Raw genomic sequence first — 21,479 nt, 5'->3', positions numbered from 1 at the left:
GCGGCATCACGCAGGCCGCTGCTGCCGCACCTGCTCGAACAGGCACACCGCTGCTGCTGCTGCAACATTCAGCGACTCCATCCCGCCCGGCTGCGGAATCGTCACGCGATGCGTGGCCGCGTCGCGCCAGAATGCCGATACGCCGGCACCCTCGTTGCCGAACACCCATGCGACGGGCCCGGCCAGGTCGCAGTCGTAGACTGCCTGCGCGCCGTGCGAATCGGTCAGCGCGACCGGCACGTCGAGGCGTTCGGCGAGCACGGCAGCGTCAACGTCCTCATGGATCGACAGCAGGAAATGCGCGCCCATGCCGGAACGCAACACCTTCGACGACCACGCATAGGCGGTGCCCGGCGCACAGAATACGTGCCGCACGCCGGCGGCCGCCGCGCTACGCAGGATCGAGCCGACGTTGCCGGCGTCCTGCACGCCGTCGAGCACGACCGACGTCTGCGTGACGCGCTCCGGCAGCGGCTGCGCGGGCCGGTCGACGAGCAACAGGAAACCGACACCGCTGACCACGTTCGACAGTTGCCCGAACAAGGCGTCGGGCAGCGTGACGACCCGCTGCGCGTCGACGCGCGCGATGATCGCCTGCGCTTCGTCGTGCGCGAGCGCGCCTTCGGTCGCGACGCACAGCTCGGGTGTCGCGCCCGTATCGAGATACGCGCTGGCGAGGTGGAAACCCTCGAGCAGCGCCTGGCCGCTGCGGCGCTGATGGGGCGTCGAACCCGCGAGCGCCTTCAGGCGCTTGTACAGCGGGTTGTCGCGGGAAGTAATGCTTTTCATCGAATCAGATCGAGTGCCGCGCGCACGGGCGCGAACGAGCGCCGGTGCGCTTCGCACGGGCCGTGCTCGCGCAGCGCGGCAAGGTGTTTCGCGGTGCCGTAGCCCGCATGCACGTTGAAACCGTACACCGGGAAGCGTTCGTGCAGGTCGACGAGCATGCGGTCGCGCGTGACCTTCGCGAGGATCGACGCGGCCGAGATGCTCGGTACGAGCGCATCGCCGCTGACGATCGCCTCGGCACGCACCGTCAGCGTCGGGCAGCGGTTGCCGTCGATCTGCGCGAGCGTCGGCAGGACCGACAGCCCCTCGACGGCACGCTTCATCGCGAGCATCGTCGCGTGCAGGATGTTCAGCGTATCGATTTCGTCGACGCTGGCCGACGCGACGCAATACGCGCGCGAACGCGCGACGATCAGGTCGTACAGCGCATCGCGCTTCTTCGCGGACAGCGCCTTCGAATCGTCGAGCCCGTCGATCGGCTGGGCCGGATCGAGGATCACCGCAGCGGCCACCACCGGCCCCGCGAGCGGGCCGCGGCCCGCTTCGTCGACGCCACAAACGATCTCGTCGGGCCTGCTGAAGTCGAAGCCGCCCTGCACGTCGCTCGACGCGCGGCGGCGTGGTGCACGAGCTGCCGTCATGCGCGCCCCTTGCGTTGTTCCAGCACGCGCACGACCGCTTCGGCCGCCTTCGCGGCCGTGTTCTGCCGCAGCGAGAGATGCATTTCGGTAAACACTTCGGTCAGCGTGCGACGGTTCGCGTCGTCGCGCAGCTGCGTGAGCGTCGCATCGGCGAGCGCCTCGGGCGTCGCGAAATGCTGCAGCAGCTCGGGCACGACGAAGCGCCCCGCCAGGATGTTCGGCAAGCCGACGTACGGCAGATAGCCCTGCCGGCGCATGATCTGCCCGGTCAGCCAGGGCACCTTGTACGAGATCACCATCGGCTTCTTGAGCAGCGCGGCTTCCAGCGTGACGGTGCCACTCTTCACGAGGATCGCGTCGGCGGCGGTCATCGCGACCTGCGAGCGGCCGTCGGTGATCGTCAGCGCCAGCTGCGGATGCGCGTCGACGAGCGGCTGCAGCAGTTCGCGCAGCGCGGGCGTCGCAGCCGGCATCACGAACCGCACACCGGGCTCGCGCTGTTGCATCAGCGCCATCGCCGCGAAGAACGTCGGGCCGATCAGCGCGATCTCCGAGCGCCGGCTGCCCGGCAGCACCGCGATCACGGGGCCGTCCACGGGCAGGCCCAGCGCGATGCGCGCGCCGTGCGTGTCGGGCTCGAGCGGAATCTCGTCGGCCAGCGGGTGGCCGACATACGTCGATGCGACGCCCGCCTTGTCGAGGATCGCCGGCTCGAACGGGAACAGGCACAGCATGTGGTCGACGGACTTCGCGATCTTCTTGATCCGCCCGCCGCGCCACGCCCAGATCGACGGGCACACGAAGTGGATCGACGGGATGCCCGCGTCGCGCGCGGCCTGCTCCACGTTGAAGTTGAAATCGGGTGCGTCGACGCCGATGAATGCATCGGGCCGCTCCGCGAGCAGTTGGCGCTTCAGTTCGCCGCGAATCCGCAGGATTTCGGGAATCTGGCCCAGCGCCTCGACGTAGCCGCGCACCGTCAGCTTGTCCATCTGCCAATGCGAGTCGAAGCCGTGCGCGAGCATCCGCTGCCCGCCGATCCCGTAGTAGTGGGTCGACGCGGGCAGCCGCTCTTGAAGCCCGCCGAGCAGCGACGCCGCGAGCAAATCGCCCGACGGCTCGCCGGCCACCATCGCGAGCCGGAGCTGATTGGTCGGGAGCGACATCGCTTAGCGGATGATGCCGCGTTGGGACGCGTCGATGAACGCGACGAGCGCGGTGACCGCTGCGTCGCCTTCGCCACCCGCGGCCGCCAGCTCGCGCAACTGCACCTTCGCTTCCTCGAGCGACAGGCCGTTCTTGTACAGCAGGCGGTACGCGCTGCGCAGCGCCGAGATCGCGTCGGGCGAGAAACCGCGCCGGCGCAGGCCTTCGACGTTGATGCCGTGCGGCTCGGCCTTGTTGCCGGCCGCGATCACGAACGGCGGCACGTCCTGCACGAGCGCCGAGGCGCCACCCAGCATCGAGTGCGCACCGATGCGCACGAACTGGTGCACGCCCGACATCCCGCCGACGATCGCCCAGTCGCCGATCTCGACGTGACCGGCCATCTGCGCGTTGCTCGACAGGATCACGTTGTTGCCGACGCGGCAGTCATGACCGATGTGCACATAGGCCATGATCCAGTTGTCGTCGCCGAGCGTCGTCACGCCCGCGTCCTGCACGGTTCCGGTGTGGATCGTCGTGAATTCGCGGATCGTGTTGCGGTTGCCGATCACGAGCTTCGTCGGCTCGTCCTTGTACTTCATGTCCTGCGGACGGCCGCCGACCGACGCGTAATGGCCGATGCGGTTGTCCTCGCCGAGCGTCGTGTGACCTTCGATCACGCTGTGCGACCCGATCGTCGTACGCGCGCCGATCGTGACGTGCGGCCCGACGACCGCGTACGGCCCGATCTCGACGGACTCGTCGATCTGCGCGCCCGGTTCGACGATCGCGGTAGGATGAATCCTGGTCATGCGCCGTTGCCTCTCGATGTGATGTGTCGCGTTGCTCGCGTTACGTTACCCATGCGTGCTGCGTCGCTCAGGGCGCCGCGTCGGCCGTCTTGACCGTGCACATCAATTCGGCTTCAGCTGCCACCTTGCCGTCCACTTCCGCCACCGCCTTGAACTTCCAGATCCCGCGGATGTAGCGTTCGAACGTCACGTTCAGAATCAGCTGATCGCCCGGTTCGACGACACGCTTGAAGCGCGCACCGTCGATGCCGACGAAGTAGTACAGCGTGTTTTCCGGATCCTTCGGCTGCTCTTCCGCGAACGTCAGCAGCGCGGCCGCCTGAGCGAGCGCCTCGAGGATCAGCACACCCGGCATCACTGGCCGCTTCGGGAAGTGCCCCTGAAAGAACGGCTCGTTGATCGACACGTTCTTCAGCGCTTTGATTCCCTTGTGCGGCTCGAGTTCGAGCACGCGATCGACGAGCAGAATCGGGTAGCGATGCGGCAGCAGCGTGAGGATCTTGTGGATGTCGAGATTGATTTTTTCAGTGCTCATGATGGTTCGTCTCACGCAGAAGCTGCGCGGTGGTGATGCAAAGGCTGAAGCGGGCCGCCGCGCGGCCCAGTCTGGCAAACCGGGCCGAATGCGCTGGCCGTGCCCGGTTCGTGGTCTCGCATGGTGTCGGTCAGGCGTCCGTGCCGCCCTGGGCGGCCAGCGCGGTCTCGAGCGCCTTGATGCGGTCGCGCAGCTTGTCGAGGTTACGCACGAGCGCGGCGCTCTTGTTCCATTCGCCGTGGTCGACGGCCGGGAACGCGCTCGTGTAGATGCCTGCCTTCGGCAGCGACTTCGACACGCCCGAATTCGCGGTGATGATGACATAGTCGCCAAGCGTCACATGGCCGGCGATCCCGGCCGCGCCGCCGATCATGCAGTGGCGGCCGATCGTCGTGCTGCCCGCGATGCCCGCCTTGCCGGCGATCACCGTGTAGGCGCCGATCCGGCAGTTGTGGGCGATCTGCACCTGGTTGTCGATCTTCACGCATTCCTCGATGACGGTGTCCGCCATCGCGCCGCGGTCGATCGTCGTGTTCGCACCGATCTCGACGTCCGGGCCAACCGACACGCCGCCGACCTGCGGAATCTTGACCCAGCTGCCGGTACGCGCATCGCCGTCGCCGACGAAATCCGGCGCGAAGCCGAACCCGTCGGAACCGATCACGGCACCCGAATGAATGATCGCGCGCGGACCGATCTTGCAGCCGTGGTACACCGAAGCGTTCGGGTAGAGGTGCGAACCGGCGCCGATCGTGGTGCCGCGGCCGACGAACACGTTCGCGTCGAGCTGCACGCCGCCCTCGATCACCGCGCCGGCCTCGACCGTCACGTGCGGACCGATCACCGCACTCGCGGCCACCTGCGCGGCCGGATCGATCGTCGCGCTCGGATGCACGCCGGCCGCGCGCGGCGGCGTAGCGAGATCGATGAACATCTGCGCGACGCGCGCGAAGTACGCGTACGGATTCGGCGTCACGATGAAATTGCGGCCATCAGCGGCCGCGCCCAGCTTTTCGAGATCCTTCGGCGCGATCAGCACCGCGCCGGCGCGGGTCGTCTCGACCTGCGACAGGTACTTCGGATTCGCGAGAAACGCGAGTTGCTGAGGGCCTGCCTGGTCGAGCGGCGCGAGGCCGCCCACCTTGCACTGGGCGTCGCCGGCGATCTCGCCGCCGAACCGCTTTACGAGTGCCTCAAGCGTCAATGCCATTCGTCGTCTGCTCCGTTCAGTTCGTCGAGCCGGACGCGAGCGCCTTGAGCACCTTGTCGGTGATGTCGATGCGCGGGCTGACGTACACGGCTTCCTGCACGATCAGGTCGTAATTCTGCTGCTCGGCGATCTGCTTGATGACCTTGTTCGCACGCTCCAGCACCGCCGCGAGTTCCTCGTTGCGGCGCTGGTTCAGGTCTTCGCGAAACTCGCGCTGCTTGCGCTGGAAGTCGGTATCGAGCTGCGCGAGATCGCGCTGCTTCTGTGCGCGATCGGCCGCCGACAGCGACGCGCCATTCTTGTCCAGCGAGTCGGACATCGACTTCAGACGCGCCGCGAGGTCCTGCAGATCCTTGTCGCGCTTCGCGAACTCGGCTTCGAGCTTCGTCTGCGCCGACTTGGCGGGCGCCGACTCGCGCAGGATCCGATCCGAATTGACCGCCGCGATGCGGGCGACGTCCTGAGCATGTGCCGTCGCCGCGCCCAAGGCCAGCGCAACGGTCAGCGCACACATCACTCGTTTCGAAAACTTACCGGTTAGCAAAATTACCCTCTCGTTGCTGTTGTCATGCGTTCGATCAGAACGCCGTCCCGATCTGGAACTGGAATTTCTGGTACTGGTCGCCTTCATGCTTCTGCAGCGGGAAGCCGAGGCTCAGCTTCAGCGGGCCGATCGGCGAGATCCAGGCGAGACCCACACCGTAGCCGTAACGCAGGCCGTTCGCGCCGGTACTCGTGCCGCCCGGCGCGTTGCCCCAGACGTTACCGCCGTCGAGGAACGTGAACACGCGCAGCGTGCGGTCGTAGCCGGTGCCCGGCAGCGGGAACGTCAGCTCGATGTTGCCGACCAGCATCTTCGAACCGCCGATCGGGTCGTTCGTCTTCGTGTCGCGCGGGCCCAGCGAGCTCGGCTCGTAGCCACGCACGGAGCCGATACCGCCCGCGTAGTAGTTCTTGAAGATCGGGTACGGGTTGCCGATACCGTTACCGTAGCCGCCTTGCAGGTTCAGGCCCAGGATGAAGCCACGCGAGAACGAATAGTAGTACTGCGCCTGCAGGTCGGCCTTGTAGTACTGGATCTTGCCGACCGGCACGCCGTATTCGACGTTCGCCTGCGTGAAGTAGCCGCGGCTCGGGATCAGCGCGCTGTCACGCGCGTCGCGCGACCATGCGACCGTCAGCGGCACCGTGTTCGACACGCGGCCGAACTCGTTCACGTAATCCTGGTAGCTCTGCGGCGTGTTCGAGTCGACGTCGAGACGGTTCTGCTCGAAGCCCGCGCCGAAGTAGACGGTGTCGACTTCCGAGAACGGAATGCCGAACTTCAGGTTGCCGCCCGCGCTGATGATCCGGAAGCTCGAGCTCGTCGAATAGTAGAGCGGCTGGTACGTGCGGTAGTAGACGTCCGTGATCCGCTTGATGCCGTCGACCGTGAAGTACGGGTCGACCTGTGTGACGGTCAGCGTACGGTAGCTCTTCGCGGTATTGACGTTCACCGACAGGCTCGTGCCCGAACCGAACACGTTGTCCTGCGACACGCCGGCCGACAGCACCACCTTGTCCGTCGACGAGAAGCCGGCACCCAGCGTGATCGCGCCGGTCGGCTTTTCATCGACCTTCACGTTCACGTCGACCTGGTCGTTCGTGCCTTCGACGGGCACCGTCGTCACGTCGACGTTGGTGAAGTAGCCGAGACGGTTCACGCGATCCTTCGACAGCGCGAGGCGGTTCGAATCGAACCACGAGCTTTCGAGCTGGCGCATTTCGCGGCGCACGACTTCGTCGCGCGTACGCGTGTTGCCGACCACGTTGATGCGGCGCACGTACACGCGGCGGCTCGGATCGACGACGAGGTTCAGGTTCACCTTGTGGTTCGCCTGGTCGATGTCCGGTTGCGCGTTGACGGTCGCAAATGCGTAACCGTATTCACCGAGCTTGTCGACGATCGACTTCGTCGTTTGCTGCAGCTTTTCGGCCGAGAAACGATCGCCCGGCTTGATCTTGATCAGCTTGTTCAGTTCGGCTTCGCGATCGAGCAGATTGCCCGACAGCTTGATGCCCGACACCGTGTACGGCTCGCCTTCGTGCAGCGTGACCGTCAGGTACATGTCCTTCTTGTCGGGCGAGATCGACACCTGGGTCGACTCGATGTTGAACTCGAGGTAGCCGCGGTTCAGGTAGTACGAGCGCACGGCCTCGAGGTCGCCCGTGAGCTTTTCCTTCGAGTACAGGTCGTTCTTCGTGTACCAGGAGAACCAGTTCGGCGTCGACAGCTGCATTTCGTCGCGCAGCGTGCTGGTGCTGAACGCCTTGTTGCCGATGAAGTTGATCTGGCGGATCTTCGCGCTCGGGCCTTCGGCGACCGCGAACAGGATCGACACGCGGTTCGCGTCGACCGGCGTGATCGTCGTCTTGACCTCGGCCGCGTAGAAGCCGCGCGTCAGGTACTGACGCTTGAGCTCCTGCTCCGCCTTGTCGACGAGCGCCTTGTCGTAGTAGCGGCCGTCGGCCAGACCCACCGCGCGCAGCGCCTTCGTCAGGTTGTCCTTGTCGAATTCCTTCGTGCCGGTGAAGTCGATCGACGCGATGGCCGGACGCTCCTGCACCTGCACGATCACGACGTTGCCCTGGGTGGCGATGCGCACGTCGTTGAAGAAGCCCGTCGCGTACAGCGCGCGGATTGCTTCGGATGCCTTGTCGTCGGTGAAGGTATCGCCCTGCTTGATCGGCAGGTAGGCAAACACCGAACCCGCTTCGACGCGCTGCAACCCCTCGATCTTGATGTCTTGCACCACGAACGGTGCCGCTGCATGCGCCGCGAGGCCGTGCGCGGCGAGCGCGGCCGCTGCAACTGTCTTAGGTACAAAGCGATGAGGTTTGAACAACGTGCATCCCCAATATTTAGCTGCATCAAATCAGGCGGCGGCCGACTGGCCGCCGCCTGACGCTTCAGAAATGGATTAACCGAGCCAGGTCGTTGAACAGCGCGATCGCCGACAACGCGACGATGCAGATCAACCCGGCTCTTTGCAGAATCAGCTGCCAACGCTCCGAGACGGCTTTCCCGGTCGCGGCTTCAACCAGATAATATAACAGATGCCCCCCGTCCAAAACGGGAATCGGCAGCAAGTTCAGCACCCCGAGGCTAATGCTGACAAGGGCGAGGAACGACAGGAAGGCCGACGGACCGAGCCGAGCGCTCTTGCCGGCGTAGTCGGCAATCGTCACCGGGCCGGACAGATTCTTCAGCGACGCATCGCCCGTGATCATCCGTCCGAACATCTTCAGCGAGTAAATCGCAATGTCCCACGTGCGGTGCGCACCGAGCCGCAGACTCTCGATCGGCCCATAGCGCACGTCGACCGACGGCGTGTGCATCGACAGCGCCGCGCCGATGCGGCCGATCTGCTGCCCCGTTTCATCATCGCGCTGCGCCTGCGGCACGATCTGCACGGTTTGCGTCGCGCCGCCGCGCTCGACCCGCAGCTCGACCGGCTGGCCCGCATGGTGCTTCACCGCGTCGATGAAGCGCGATGCGCCGCCGATCGGATTGCCGTCGAGCGCCAGCAGCTTGTCGCCGGCCTTCAGGCCCGCCTGCTCGGCCGCGCTGCCGGGCTGCACCGACGCCACCGACAGCGTGCCGCCGCCGGTCTCGAAGCCCAGGCGCATCATGAAATCGTCGTCGAGCTGGCTTTCGGGAACATTGCGCAGGTCGACCCGGAAGTCGAACGTCGCCGAACCGCCGTCGCGCGCGCCGAGCACGACCTCGCGATGATCGAACGCGGCGGACAGCAGCTTCCAGCGCAGGTCCGACCACGAGCGCACCGACGCGGCCTCGCCGCCGTCGGCGTCGCGAATCGACACGATCGTCTCGCTGCCGTCGAAGCCCGCGCGAGCCGCCACCGTGCCGGCAGCCGGCGGCGCGAGCACCGCGGCCGGCTCGGTCACGCCGGTCGCGAATACAGCGGAAAAGAGGACGATTGCCAACAGGAAGTTCGCGATCGGGCCGGCGGCGACGATCGCGATGCGCTTGAACACCGATTGCCGGTTGAACGCCTGATCGAGTTCCTCGGGCTTGACGCTCGACCCCGGTTCACGCTCGTCGAGCATCTTCACGTAACCGCCCAGCGGCAACGCGGAGAGCGTCCATTCAGTGCCCGTCCTGCGGCTGACCCAGCGCGCGACGGGCTGACCGAAGCCGATCGAGAAACGCAGCACCTTCACGCCGCACCAGCGCGCGACGCGATAATGTCCGTACTCATGCACGACGACCAGCACCCCGATCGCCACGGCAAACGCGATCAGTTCGACCAGCACGTTCATGAGCACCTCATTCAGACAGCGCGCTCCACGCGTGGCGCAGGCGCTTTCGCAATGATCTCGGCGGCGAGGCGGCGTGCCTCGGCATCCGCCGCAAGGACGTCGTCGAGCCCGTTCGGGTTACGGTTCGGCAGCGCGTTGAGCACCGCATCGACCGTCGCCGCGATCGCCATGAAGCCGATCCGGCGTTCGAGAAATGCTTCGACCGCGATTTCGTTCGCCGCGTTCAACGCGGCGCTCGCGATACCGCCCTCCTCAAGCGCCTTCAGCGCGAGCGCGAGGCACGGGAAGCGCGTGTAATCGGGCTTCTCGAACGACAGCTGCGCGATTTGCGCGAGGTCGAGCTGGTCGACACCGGCGTCGACGCGCTCCGGGAACGCGAGCGCGTGCGCGATCGGCGTGCGCATGTCGGGATTGCCGAGCTGAGCGAGCACCGAGCCGTCGCGGTACGACACGAGCGAATGGATCACGCTCTGCGGGTGAATCAGCACGTCGATCCGGTCACCGGCCAAGCCGAAGATCCAGTGCGCCTCGATCACTTCGAGGCCCTTGTTCATCATCGTCGCGGAATCGACGGAAATCTTGCGGCCCATCACCCAGTTCGGGTGCTTGCACGCTTCGTCCGGCGTCACGTCGACGAGCGTGGCCGGCTCGCGCGTACGGAACGGGCCGCCCGATGCGGTCAGGATGATCTTCGAGATCCCGCCGTGTTCGTTCTCGTCGCGCGGCATGCACTGGAAGATCGCGTTGTGTTCGCTGTCGACCGGCAGCAGGATCGCGCCATGGTCGCGCACGGCGTCCATGAAGATCGCGCCCGACATCACGAGCGATTCCTTGTTCGCGAGCAGGATGCGCTTGCCGGCGCGCGCGGCCGCGAGGCTCGGCGCAAGGCCTGCAGCGCCGACGATCGCGGCGACGACCGTATCGCAGCCGTCGCTCTTCGACACGTCGACGAGCGCCTGCGGCCCGTACAGCACCGTGGTCTTGCTGCCCGCCGCGCGCAGTTTCGCCTCGACGTGCGCCGCCGTGTTCGCATCGCCGACCACCGCGATTTCGGGCGCGAAGCGCAGGCACTGCTCGACGAGCTTGTCGCCGTTGCGGTGCGCGGTCAGCGCGTAGACCGAGAAACGCTCGGGATGGCGGGCGACCACGTCGAGCGTGCTGTCTCCGATCGAGCCCGTGGAACCGAGCAGTGTCAGACGTTTTTGCATAACAGAAATAGTGGTTTAACCAAGCAGCAGCATTGCGAGCGGCAGCACCGGCAGCAGCGCGTCGACGCGGTCGAGCACGCCGCCGTGACCGGGCAGCAGGCCGCTCGAATCCTTCACGCCCGCCTGACGCTTGAGCAGCGACTCGAACAGGTCGCCGATCACGCTGTAGACGACCAGCAGCGTCAGCGCGGCCCACGCGCCGGGCATCCCGTAACGCGCGGCGAGTGCGGAAAACAGGGTCGGCTCGAACCAGTGCGCGGCCATCGCGACACCCGCGACGACCATCACGGCGAGCCAGCCGCCGATCGCGCCTTCCCAGCTCTTGCCGGGACTGATCGTAACGGCCAGTTTACGCTTTCCGAAGGCCTTGCCCGCGAAGTATGCGCCGATATCGGCCAGCCAGACGACCAGAAGCAGCGACAGCACGAACGAAACGCCCTGCGCACGCGCCGCGACGACCGCGTGCCAGCAGGCCGCGAACACCGCGAGCCCGGCCGCGAGCAGGAACGGCCGCCACACGCCGCCGGCGAGCTCCGGCTTACGCTGCAGCGAGAACGGGCCGACCAGCAGCCAGAAGACGCCAGCTGCCATAAAAAGGGGACGGGACGCAGCGGCTTCGACGCCGAGCGGCGCGGTCGCCGCGAGCGCCAGTGCCGCGACGATCGCGTAGACGACCGAACCGGTCGCGCCGAGCTTGAGCAGGCGCGCCCACTCCCACGCGGCGAACACGAGCACGACGCCGATCAGCGCGCCGAACGCGGTGAGCGGCGCGAACAGCGTCACGGGCAGCAACACTGCCAGCATCACGACCGCCGTGATCACACGGGTCTTCAGCATGAAAGGGAATCGGCGTTCTGCGATTGTGGTTCGAGCTGCGCGCTGGTGCGCCCGAAACGGCGCTCGCGCTCGGTATACGATGCGATCGCGTCGGCCAGCGCCGCGCCGTCGAAGTCCGGCCAGTATTTGTCGGTGAAATAGAATTCGGCGTACGCGAGCTGCCACAGCAGGAAATTGCTGACACGCTGCTCGCCGCCGGTGCGGATGAAGAGATCGGGCTCCGGCGCATAGGCCATCGCCAGGTGCGGCGCGAACGCGTCTTCGGTCACGTCGACCTCGCGGCCCTCGCGCACGGCCTGCTCGACGAGCTTCTTCGTCGCCTGCAGGATGTCCCAGCGGCCGCCGTAGTTCGCGGCGATCGTCAGGGTGAGACGGGTGTTGCGCGCCGTCTTGGTTTCGGCGCGGCGGATCAGTTCGCGGATGCGCGGCTCGAATCGCTCGAGATCGCCCACCACCCGCAGGCGGATCCCGTTCGCATGCAGCTTGCCGATCTCGCGTTCGAGCGCGGTGATGAACAGCCGCATCAGGAACGACACTTCGTCGTTCGGCCGGCGCCAGTTTTCCGAACTGAACGCGAACAGCGTCAGGTATTCGACGCCGGCGCGCGCGCAGCCTTCGACCACCGCCCGCACGGCATCCACGCCGCGGGTGTGCCCCGCGACGCGCGGCAAGCGGCGTTCGGTCGCCCAACGGCCGTTGCCGTCCATGATGATCGCGATATGACGCGGCACGGCGCCGACGTCAGGCACGCGAACGGTAGAGCTGGTATAGGTCATGGCCGTTGAGACAGTAATGCGGGAAGAGGCGGCGCGCGAGGACGGTCGTCAGACCGTCATGATCTCGGCTTCCTTGCTCTGCACGAGCTTGTCGACTTCGGCAACGTGCTTGTCGGTCAGCTTCTGCACGTCGTCGCTCGCACGGCGCTCGTCGTCTTCCGAGATTTCCTTGTCCTTCACGAGCTTCTTGAGCGCTTCGTTCGCGTCGCGGCGCAGGTTGCGGATTGCGACCTTGGCCGTTTCGCCTTCGCTCTTGACCACCTTGGTCAGCTCGCGGCGGCGCTCTTCCGTCAGCGCGGGCATCGGCACGCGGATCAGGTCGCCGGCCGTCGCCGGGTTCAGGCCGAGATCGGCTTCGCGGATGGCCTTCTCGACCTTCGCGACCATGTTCTTTTCCCACGGCTGCACGCCGATCGTGCGTGCGTCGACGAGCGTCAGGTTCGCAACCTGCGAGATCGGCACCATCGAACCGTAGTAGTCGACCTGCACGTGATCGAGCAGACCGGTGTGCGCACGGCCCGTACGGATCTTCGCCAGATCGTTCTTGAACGCTTCGATCGAGCGCTGCATCTTCTGCTCTACGCCCTTCTTGACATCAGCGACACTCATTTCAACCTCCAAACCTTCCAACCTTCAAAGAACGCGGGCCCCGCCCGGCGCGCCACGCACCGCGGCCGACGACCCACGCCGCTTGCCCGCATCCGCGGGAGTTTACACGTGGACGAGCGTACCTTCGTCCTCGCCCAGCACGATACGCTTGAGCGCGCCCGGCTTGTTGATCGAAAACACGCGAATCGGCAGCTTCTGGTCGCGGCACAGCGCGAAGGCCGTCGCGTCCATCACCTGCAGATTGCGGCTGATCGCCTCGTCGAAGCTGATCGTCGTGTAGCGCGTGGCCGACGGATCCTTCTTCGGATCGGCAGAATATACGCCATCGACCTTGGTCGCCTTCAATACGACCTCGGCGCCCACTTCCGAACCGCGCAGCGCGGCGGCCGTGTCCGTCGTGAAGAACGGGTTGCCCGTACCGGCCGCGAAGATCACGACCTTGCCTTCCTCGAGCTGGCGGATCGCACGGGGCCGGATGTACGGCTCGACGACCTGGTCCATGCGCAGCGCGGACTGCACGCGCGCGACGATGCCGGCGTGGCGCATCGCGTCCTGCAGCGCCAGTGCGTTCATCATCGTGGCCAGCATCCCCATGTAGTCGGCCGTCGCGCGGTCCATGCCGGCCGCACCGCCCGCGACACCACGGAAAATGTTACCGCCGCCGATCACGACCGCGAGCTGCGTGCCGAGACCCACGACTTCGGCGATATCCGCCACCATCCGCTCGATCGTCGCGCGATTGATGCCGAAGGCATCATCGCCCATCAGCGCTTCGCCGGAGAGTTTGAGGAGGACGCGTTTATAGGCATTGGACATAGGGGCTTCCGAGCGACGAGAGGATGACAACCACGAACTGTAGGGGCGAAATACTGATTCGGGCAAGCGCCGACGGTCGGACGGGGTTCCCGGCCGGCCGGCGACGCCGCCGGCCGCGGCGGAGCGGACGCCCGCCGCGGATACTGCCTGACTGCTTACTGCTGCTTTGCTGCTGCGACTTGTGCGGCCACTTCGGCGGCAAAGTCGTCCTGGCGCTTCTCGATGCCTTCGCCGACGACGAACAGCGCGAACTTCTGCACTGCCGCATTCGCTGCCTTCAGCATCTGCTCGATCGTCTGCTTGTCGTTCTTCACGAACGTCTGGTTCAGCAGCGACACTTCCTTCAGGTACTTCTGGACGCTGCCGTCGACCATCTTCGCGACGATTTCAGCCGGCTTGCCCGATTCGGCAGCCTTCTGCTCGGCGACACGGCGCTCCGTCTCGATCAGTTCCGCCGGCACGTCTGCCGACGACAGCGCGACCGGCTTCATCGCAGCGATGTGCATCGCGACGTCCTTGCCGACCTGCTCTTCCGCACCCGTGTACTCGACGATCACGCCGATACGCGCGCCGTGCAGGTACGTTGCGATCTTGTTCGCGGTTTCGAAACGGACGAAACGGCGGATCGACACGTTTTCGCCGATCTTGCCGATCAGGGCCAGACGCACTGCGTCGACCGTCGAGCCGTCGAGCGGCAGTGCCGACAGCGCTGCCACGTCGGCCGGGTTTTGCGTCGCGACGAGTTCTGCAACCGTCTTCGAGAATGCGAGGAAGTCGTCGTTCTTCGCGACGAAGTCGGTTTCGCAGTTCAGTTCGACCAGCGCGCCCGCGTTGCCGCCGACGAACGATGCGACGACGCCTTCGGCCGTCACGCGCGATGCCGCCTTGCTCGCCTTGTTGCCGAGCTTCACGCGCAGCAGTTCTTCAGCCTTGGCCAGATCGCCGTCGGCTTCCGTCAGCGCCTTCTTGCACTCCATCATCGGTGCGTCGGTCTTTGCGCGCAGTTCTGCCACCATGCTTGCGGTAATTGCCGCCATCATTCGCTCCTTGAGTCTGTATTCACAACGCCGCCCGCTTGGACGCGAACGGCCGAAAATCGTTTCCGGACCCGCACCGATTCGGCGCGATCAGGTCCGGCGCACAAGCTTAAAAAAAGGGGGCCTGTTGAGAGCCCCCTTTTTGCGCCGGCTCGGGGCCAGTTACGCGTTTTCCTCGACGTACTCGTCGTCGCCACGCGCTGCCTGGACCACTTCGTTGACCGCGTTCGCACGGCCTTCCAGGATCGCGTCGGCCACGCCTTCAGCGTACAGCGCGACTGCCTTGCTCGAGTCGTCGTTACCCGGGATCACGTAATCCACACCTTCCGGCGAGTGGTTCGTATCGACCACGGCGATGACCGGCACGCCCAGCTTGTTCGCTTCCGTCACGGCAATCTTGTGGTAGCCGACGTCGACGACGAAGATTGCGTCCGGAATGCCGCCCATGTCCTTCACGCCACCGATCGACTTCTGCAGCTTGGCGATTTCGCGTTCGAACAGCAGCGCTTCCTTCTTGCTCATCTTCTCGAGCTCGCCTGCCTCGACTGCCGCTTCCATGTCCTTCAGACGCTTGATCGAAACCTTCAGCGTCTTGAAGTTGGTCATCATGCCGCCGAGCCAGCGTGCGTTGACGTACGGCATGCCCGCGCGCTGCGCTTCCTGGGCGATCGTGTCACGCGACTGACGCTTCGTGCCGACGAACAGGATCGTGCCGCGGTTCGCTGCCAGCTGGCGCACGTACTTCTGTGCGTCCGTGAACATCGGCAGCGTCTTTTCGAGGTTGATGATGTGAATCTTGTTGCGGTGACCGAAAATGAACGGAGCCATCTTCGGGTTCCAGAAACGGGTCTGGTGACCGAAGTGGACACCCGCTTCCAGCATTTGGCGCATCGTGACTGCCATGTAAATTCTCCACGAGGGTTAGGTCTTAAGCCGGCTGCCGTACCGCCGCGCGAACGCGCCCCGAAGGACTCCTCGTTCCACGCGGCCGGCACCCTGGTTGCGCCGGCTTGCGATTCGGCACGTGCGAAAATGCCCGTGCCGCAAGTCTTTCATTTCCATGCCGTCCGGTACTGCCCCATGACGGGACATGTTCGGCATTTGGATGTCGACTTAGCCAGAGAGTATAGCACGCCGATTTGTCGGCTCTCAAGTCGCCCGGCACTTTCGCTTGCCGCGCGGCAGCCGGCCGGACAATCCGCGAAAACCCGCATCGGTACCGCCGGCAGGGGCTGCGAGGCCCGCCATAAGGTGCGATAATCCGTCAATTCACCGCATTCCAGGCATACCTCGATGGCTATTACGCTCAAAAACGAACACGATATCGCCGAGATGCGCGTCGCCTGCCGTCTCGCGAGCGAAGTGCTCGACTTCATCACGCCGCACGTCGTCGCGGGCGTCACGACCGCCGAACTCGACCGGCTTTGTCACGAATTCATGCTCAATGAGCAGGGCACGATCCCCGCGCCGCTGAATTATCAGCCGCCCGGCTATCCGCCGTACCCGAAGGCAACCTGCATCTCGGTCAACGACGTGATCTGCCACGGCATTCCGGGCGAGAAGGTGATCAAGAACGGCGACGCGCTGAACATCGACATCACCGTGATCAAGAACGGCTACTTCGGCGACACCAGCCGGATGTTCATCGTCGGCGAGGGCTCGATCCTCGCGAAGCGCCTCGTACAGACCACCTATGAGTGCATGTGGCTCGGCATCGACCAGGTCAAGCCCGGCGCTCACCTCGGCGACATCGGCCATGCGATCCAGAAGCATGCGGAAGCGCAGGGCTACAGCGTCGTGCGCGAATACTGCGGCCACGGCATCGGCACGGTGTTCCACGAGGATCCGCAGGTCGTACACTATGGCCGTCCGGGCACCGGCATCGAGCTGAAGGCCGGGATGATCTTCACGATCGAGCCCATGATCAACGCCGGCAAGCGCGACATCCGCACGATGCCCGACCAGTGGACGGTCAAGACGCGCGACCGCAGCCTGTCCGCGCAGTGGGAGCACACGGTGCTCGTCACCGAGACGGGCTACGAGGTGCTGACCGTGTCCGCCGGCACGCCGGCGCGCCCGGTGTTCGCGCAACCAGCCGCCGCGGTTTGAGCGCCGCCGCGCCAGCCCGCCCCGCCCGCCCCTGACCTGCTGACCTGAACGGCCTGCCCATGAGCGCTCACGCCGCCCCCTCGCCCGAAGCGCTGTCGCGGCGGGCCGAATTCAAGGCCGCCAAGGCCGACATGCTCGAGCGCTTTCGCAGCGCGACGAACGTCGCGTCGCTGATGCACGCGCTGTCGAAACTCACCGACGATGTGCTCAAGCGCGTGTGGGACGACTGCGGGCTGCCCGCGACGCTCGCACTCGTCGCCGTCGGCGGCTACGGGCGCGGCGAGCTCGCGCCCTACTCCGACGTCGACATCCTCGTGCTGCTGCCCGATACGCACGACCCGGCGCTCGACGCGCGCGTCGAGCGCTTCATCGGGATGGCATGGGACCTCGGCCTCGAGATCGGCAGCAGCGTGCGCACGGTCGCCCAATGCATCGAGGAAGCGTCGCAGGACGTCACCGTGCAGACCTCGCTGCTGGAAGCGCGCCGCATCGTCGGCAGCACCGCGCTGTTCGAGCGCTTCACCGTGCAGTATCACGAGGCGCTCGACGCGCGTGCGTTCTTCACCGCGAAGGTGCTCGAGATGCGCCAGCGCCACGCGAAGTTCCAGGACACGCCGTACAGCCTCGAGCCGAACGTGAAGGAAAGCCCCGGCGGGTTGCGCGACCTGCAGACGATCCTGTGGATCGCGCGCGCGGCCGGCTTCGGCAGCAGCTGGCGCGAGCTCGACACGCGCGGTCTCATCACCGATCGCGAGGCGCGCGAGCTGCGCCGCAACGAAGGATTCCTGAAGACGTTGCGCGCGCGGCTGCACGTGATCGCCGGCCGCCGCCAGGACATGCTCGTGTTCGACCTGCAGACGCAGGCCGCAGAAAGCTTCGGCTACCAGCCGACGCAGGCCAAACGCGCAAGCGAGCAGCTGATGCGCCGTTACTACTGGGCCGCGAAAGCGGTCACGCAGCTGGCGACGATCCTGATCCAGAATATCGAGGCGCAGCTGTTTCCCGCGACGAGCGGCATCACGCGCGTGCTGTCGCCCGATCGCTTCGTCGAGAAGCAGGGCATGCTCGAAATCGTCGACGACGGCGTGTTCGAACGCCATCCCGACGCGATCCTCGAAGCATTCCTGCTGTACGAGGCGACCCGCGGCGTGAAGGGCCTGTCCGCCCGCACGCTGCGCGCGCTGTACAACTCGCGCGAGATCATGAACAACACGTGGCGGCGCGATCCGCAGAACCGCAGCACGTTCATGCAGATCCTGCAGCAGCCCGAAGGCATCACGCATGCGTTCCGGCTGATGAACCAGACGAGCGTGCTCGGCCGCTATCTGCTGAATTTCCGCCGCATCGTCGGCCAGATGCAGCACGACCTGTACCACGTGTACACGGTCGACCAGCACATCCTGATGGTGTTGCGCAACATTCGCCGCTTCGCGGTGGCCGAGCATGCGCACGAGTACCCGTTCTGCAGCCAGCTGATCGGCAATTTCGAGCGCCCGTGGGTGCTGTATGTCGCGGCGCTGTTCCACGACATCGCGAAGGGCCGCGGCGGCGACCACTCGACGCTCGGGATGGCCGACGCGCGGCGTTTCTGCCGCGAGCACGGGATCGCCGGCGACGACGCGGCGCTGATCGTGTGGCTCGTCCAGCATCACCTGACGATGAGCCAGGTCGCGCAGAAGCAGGACACGAGCGACCCCGAGGTCATCAAGCGCTTCGCCGAAGTCGTCGGCAACGAGCGCTACCTCACCGCGCTCTACCTGCTGACGGTCGCCGATATCCGCGGCACGAGCCCGAAGGTGTGGAACACGTGGAAGGGCAAGCTCCTCGAAGACCTCTACCGCATCACGCTGGCGGTGCTCGGCGGCGCGAATCCCGACGCGCATTCGGAACTGAAGTCGCGACAGGAGCAGGCGCTCGCGCTGCTGCGCCTCGAGACCGTGCCCGAGGACGCGCACCGCGCGCTGTGGGATCAGCTCGACATCGGCTTTTTCCTGCGCCACGACGCGGCCGACATCGCATGGCAGACGCGCGTGCTGTACCGGCACGTGAACGCCGAAACCGCGATCGTCCGCGCGCGGCCGTCGCCGATCGGCGATGCGCTGCAAGTGCTCGTGTACGTCAAGGACCGCCCCGACCTGTTCGCGGGCATCTGCGCGTACTTCGACCGCAACGGACTGTCGGTGCTCGATGCGCGCGTCAGCACGACGCGGCACGGCTATGCGCTCGACAACTTCATCGTCACGCAGACCGAACTCGACGTGCGCTATCGTGACATCGCGAATCTCGTCGAACAGCAACTCGCGACGCGCCTTACCGAAACCGCGTCGCTGCCTGAGCCGTCCAAGGGTCGCCTGTCGCGGCTGTCCCGGACGTTTCCGATCACGCCGCGCGTCGACCTCCGGGCCGACGAACGCGGCCAGTACTACATCCTGTCCGTGTCCGCCAACGACCGGCCGGGCCTTCTCTATTCGATCGCGCGCGTCCTGGCCGAGCATCGGGTCGGCGTCCACGCGGCGCGGATCAATACGCTCGGCGAACGCGTCGAAGACATCTTCCTGCTCGACGGTGCCGGCCTGTCCGACAACCGCTTGCAGATCCAGCTCGAAACCGAATTGCTGCGCGCGATCGCAGTCTGAATGAATCCCAGCGTTTATGCGCACCAAATTGACCGTCAAGAATCCGCGGCCGGCGTCGCCGACCCGCGCACCCGTCCGCTCCGGCAGCCTCGTCGCTCGCAAGGCGGTGCGCCCCGCCGCGCCGCCCGCGGCCGACAAGCCGCCGCGTCCGAAGAAGGCCGCCGCACCGGCCGCCGCCGGCGAACGCGCGTTCAAGCCGCGCGGCGCGGAGGGTGCGGATCGCGCTCCGGCGAAGCGCGCACCGCGTGACGGCGGCGCCGAGCGCGGCTATCGCAGCGATGCGAAGCCTGGCGGCCGCGCCGAACGCGGCGACGCCCGTCCGCATCGTGGCGCCGACGGCAAGCCCGATGCGCGGCCGCGCCGTGCGGGTGCCGAAGGCGCTGCACGTGCGCCCTATCGTGACAAGGCAGCCGGTGATGGCGCGAAGGGCAGCTTCGGCGAGCGTCGTGCACCGTCCGATCGTCCTGCCCGTCGCAGCGACGACGATGCGCGTCCGCGCCGCGCAGGTGGCGAAGGCGCTGCACGTGCGCCCTACCGCGACAAGGCAGCCGGCGCAGGCGAAAAGCGCAGCTTCGGCGAACGCCGTACGTCGTCCGACCGCCCGGCGCGTCGCAGCGACGACGATGCACGCCCGCGCCGCGCAGGTGCCGAAGGCGGCGCACGTGCCCCCTATCGCGACAAGGCAACCGGCACAGGCGAAAAGCGCAGCTTCGGCGAACGCCGTACGTCGTCCGACCGCCCGGCGCGTCGCAACGACGACGATGCGCGTCCGCGCCGCGCAGGCGCCGAAGGCGCTGCACGTGCGCCCTACCGCGACAAGGCAGCCGGTGCAGGCGAAAAGCGCAGCTTCGGCGAACGCCGTACGTCGTCCGACCGCCCGGCGCGTCGCAATGACGACGATGCGCGTCCGCGCCGCGCAGGTGCCGAAGGCGGCGCGCGTGCGCCCTATCGCGACAAGGCGGCCGGCGCAGGCGAAAAGCGCGGCTTCGGCGAACGCCGTACGTCGTCCGACCGCCCGACGCGCCCTGCACGCGACGGCGAGCGTAGCAACACCGAGCGCCGCTCGACCGGCGCCGCACTGAAAACCGCACAACCGGTCAAGCGCCGCGCCGCCGACGTCGACCACGGCGACGAAACGGGCCTGATGCGCCTGTCGAAGCGCATGTCCGAACTCGGCCTGTGCTCGCGCCGCGAAGCGGACGAATGGATCGAAAAGGGCTGGGTGCTCGTCGACGGCGAACGCATCGACACGCTCGGCACCAAGGTCCGCCCGGACCAGAAGATCGAGATCGACGAGCGCGCGAGCGCCGCGCAGGCCGCGCAGGTGACGATCCTGCTGCACAAGCCGGTCGGCTATGTGTCGGGTCAGGCGGAAGACGGCTACGAGCCGGCATCGGTGCTGATCACGCGCGCGAACCAGTGGAGCGGCGACCGCTCGCAACTGCGCTTCTCACCGCAGCACCTGCATGCGCTCGCACCGGCCGGGCGGCTCGACATCGATTCGACCGGCCTGCTCGTGCTGACGCAGAACGGCCGGATCGCGAAGCAGCTGATCGGCGAGCAGTCGGACATCGACAAGGAATACCTGGTGCGCGTGCGCTTCGGCGAGCGGCTGATCGACATCGACCAGCACTTCCCCGCGGAATCGCTCGCGAAGCTGCGTCACGGCCTCGAGCTCGACGGCGTCCCGCTGAAGCCCGCGATGGTGAGCTGGCAGAACGGCGAACAGCTGCGTTTCGTGCTGCGCGAAGGCAAGAAGCGCCAGATCCGCCGCATGTGCGAGCTGGTCGGTCTCGAAGTGATCGGCCTGAAACGCGTGCGGATGGGCCGCGTGATGCTCGGCGCGTTGCCGCAAGGGCAATGGCGCTACCTGTCGGCTGACGAGTCGTTCTGACGGCGGGCACGCGTTGCTTTCGACGTGTCAAGTCCTGGAATAGGTTGACAGTATCCAGGCGCTAGAACGCCCGATGCACCGCATCGGGCGTTTTGTATTTC

The 21,479-nt window shown here is 66.3% G+C and carries 19 protein-coding genes; 3 read left to right on the top strand and 16 right to left on the bottom strand.

The window, feature by feature from the left end; translation table 11 throughout:
* Positions 1-6: 6 nt before the first annotated feature.
* From BTE28158_RS29870 to rpsB, 16 genes are all read right to left on the bottom strand, one after another.
* A complete protein-coding gene (locus BTE28158_RS29870) occupies positions 7-789 on the bottom strand; it encodes a TrmH family RNA methyltransferase (protein ID WP_151049415.1) in 783 nt (260 codons plus the stop codon).
* Positions 786-1,430 (bottom strand): ribonuclease HII, encoded by a 645-nt coding sequence (rnhB, locus tag BTE28158_RS29865; protein WP_059599932.1) that lies wholly within the window; start codon positions 1,428-1,430, stop codon positions 786-788. Before rnhB ends, BTE28158_RS29870 begins: the two co-directional genes overlap by 4 nt.
* A complete protein-coding gene (gene lpxB / locus BTE28158_RS29860; protein ID WP_124622459.1) occupies positions 1,427-2,596 on the bottom strand; it encodes a lipid-A-disaccharide synthase in 1,170 nt (389 codons plus the stop codon). Before lpxB ends, rnhB begins: the two co-directional genes overlap by 4 nt.
* Positions 2,597-2,599: 3 nt before the next feature.
* Positions 2,600-3,388 carry an acyl-ACP--UDP-N-acetylglucosamine O-acyltransferase gene (lpxA, locus tag BTE28158_RS29855; protein ID WP_124622457.1) on the bottom strand — a complete coding sequence of 263 codons (789 nt, stop codon included), beginning with the start codon at positions 3,386-3,388 and terminating at the stop codon, positions 2,600-2,602.
* Positions 3,389-3,455: 67 nt separating this feature from the next.
* The gene (gene fabZ / locus BTE28158_RS29850; RefSeq protein ID WP_006495559.1) at positions 3,456-3,923 is read right to left on the bottom strand and encodes a 3-hydroxyacyl-ACP dehydratase FabZ; all 468 of its coding nucleotides are present in this window, start codon (positions 3,921-3,923) and stop codon (positions 3,456-3,458) included.
* 130 nt (positions 3,924-4,053) lie between these two features.
* Positions 4,054-5,133: a UDP-3-O-(3-hydroxymyristoyl)glucosamine N-acyltransferase gene (gene lpxD / locus BTE28158_RS29845; RefSeq protein WP_151049413.1), complete on the bottom strand. Its 1,080-nt coding sequence runs from the start codon at positions 5,131-5,133 to the stop codon at positions 4,054-4,056.
* A gap of 16 nt (positions 5,134-5,149) precedes the next feature.
* Positions 5,150-5,647, bottom strand: a complete 498-nt coding sequence (locus tag BTE28158_RS29840) for an OmpH/Skp family outer membrane protein (protein ID WP_174920243.1) — start codon at positions 5,645-5,647, stop codon at positions 5,150-5,152.
* Between the two features lie 64 nt (positions 5,648-5,711).
* The gene (gene bamA / locus BTE28158_RS29835) at positions 5,712-8,018 is read right to left on the bottom strand and encodes an outer membrane protein assembly factor BamA (protein WP_059599928.1); all 2,307 of its coding nucleotides are present in this window, start codon (positions 8,016-8,018) and stop codon (positions 5,712-5,714) included.
* A gap of 64 nt (positions 8,019-8,082) precedes the next feature.
* Positions 8,083-9,456, bottom strand: coding sequence for an RIP metalloprotease RseP (gene rseP, locus BTE28158_RS29830; protein WP_151049411.1), 1,374 nt, complete (start codon positions 9,454-9,456; stop codon positions 8,083-8,085).
* Positions 9,457-9,467: 11 nt separating this feature from the next.
* Entirely contained in the window at positions 9,468-10,664 is a 1,197-nt protein-coding gene (locus BTE28158_RS29825; protein ID WP_059599926.1) for a 1-deoxy-D-xylulose-5-phosphate reductoisomerase, read from the bottom strand.
* Positions 10,665-10,679: 15 nt separating this feature from the next.
* Positions 10,680-11,501, bottom strand: coding sequence for a phosphatidate cytidylyltransferase (locus BTE28158_RS29820; RefSeq protein ID WP_151049409.1), 822 nt, complete (start codon positions 11,499-11,501; stop codon positions 10,680-10,682).
* Positions 11,495-12,277, bottom strand: coding sequence for a polyprenyl diphosphate synthase (gene uppS, locus BTE28158_RS29815; RefSeq protein WP_006758563.1), 783 nt, complete (start codon positions 12,275-12,277; stop codon positions 11,495-11,497). The genes BTE28158_RS29820 and uppS overlap by 7 nt, the downstream gene beginning before the upstream one ends.
* Positions 12,278-12,325: 48 nt before the next feature.
* On the bottom strand, positions 12,326-12,886 hold the full coding sequence (frr, locus tag BTE28158_RS29810) for a ribosome recycling factor (protein ID WP_006752152.1): 561 nt from the start codon (positions 12,884-12,886) through the stop codon (positions 12,326-12,328).
* Between the two features lie 102 nt (positions 12,887-12,988).
* Entirely contained in the window at positions 12,989-13,702 is a 714-nt protein-coding gene (gene pyrH / locus BTE28158_RS29805) for a UMP kinase (protein ID WP_011885142.1), read from the bottom strand.
* Positions 13,703-13,857: 155 nt separating this feature from the next.
* Positions 13,858-14,739: a translation elongation factor Ts gene (gene tsf, locus BTE28158_RS29800; protein WP_034188848.1), complete on the bottom strand. Its 882-nt coding sequence runs from the start codon at positions 14,737-14,739 to the stop codon at positions 13,858-13,860.
* A gap of 162 nt (positions 14,740-14,901) precedes the next feature.
* Positions 14,902-15,642 carry a 30S ribosomal protein S2 gene (gene rpsB / locus BTE28158_RS29795; RefSeq protein ID WP_006483818.1) on the bottom strand — a complete coding sequence of 247 codons (741 nt, stop codon included), beginning with the start codon at positions 15,640-15,642 and terminating at the stop codon, positions 14,902-14,904.
* A 390-nt stretch (positions 15,643-16,032) separates the two neighbouring features.
* Between rpsB and map the strand changes: the two genes are divergently transcribed.
* From map to BTE28158_RS29780, 3 genes are read left to right on the top strand one after another with little or no spacing between them, the layout of a single operon-like run.
* On the top strand, positions 16,033-16,848 hold the full coding sequence (map, locus tag BTE28158_RS29790) for a type I methionyl aminopeptidase (RefSeq protein ID WP_124622445.1): 816 nt from the start codon (positions 16,033-16,035) through the stop codon (positions 16,846-16,848).
* A gap of 59 nt (positions 16,849-16,907) precedes the next feature.
* Positions 16,908-19,484, top strand: a complete 2,577-nt coding sequence (locus tag BTE28158_RS29785; protein WP_151049407.1) for a [protein-PII] uridylyltransferase — start codon at positions 16,908-16,910, stop codon at positions 19,482-19,484.
* Between the two features lie 16 nt (positions 19,485-19,500).
* On the top strand, positions 19,501-21,378 hold the full coding sequence (locus BTE28158_RS29780) for a pseudouridine synthase (RefSeq protein ID WP_174920241.1): 1,878 nt from the start codon (positions 19,501-19,503) through the stop codon (positions 21,376-21,378).
* Positions 21,379-21,479: the final 101 nt, after the last annotated feature.

Origin of the sequence: Burkholderia diffusa (genome assembly GCF_902499115.1) — a bacterium.
In the GTDB taxonomy this organism is placed as follows: domain Bacteria; phylum Pseudomonadota; class Gammaproteobacteria; order Burkholderiales; family Burkholderiaceae; genus Burkholderia; species Burkholderia diffusa.
Note: the sequence above shows the minus strand (reverse complement) of the source record. Positions and strands in the feature narration are given on the sequence as shown.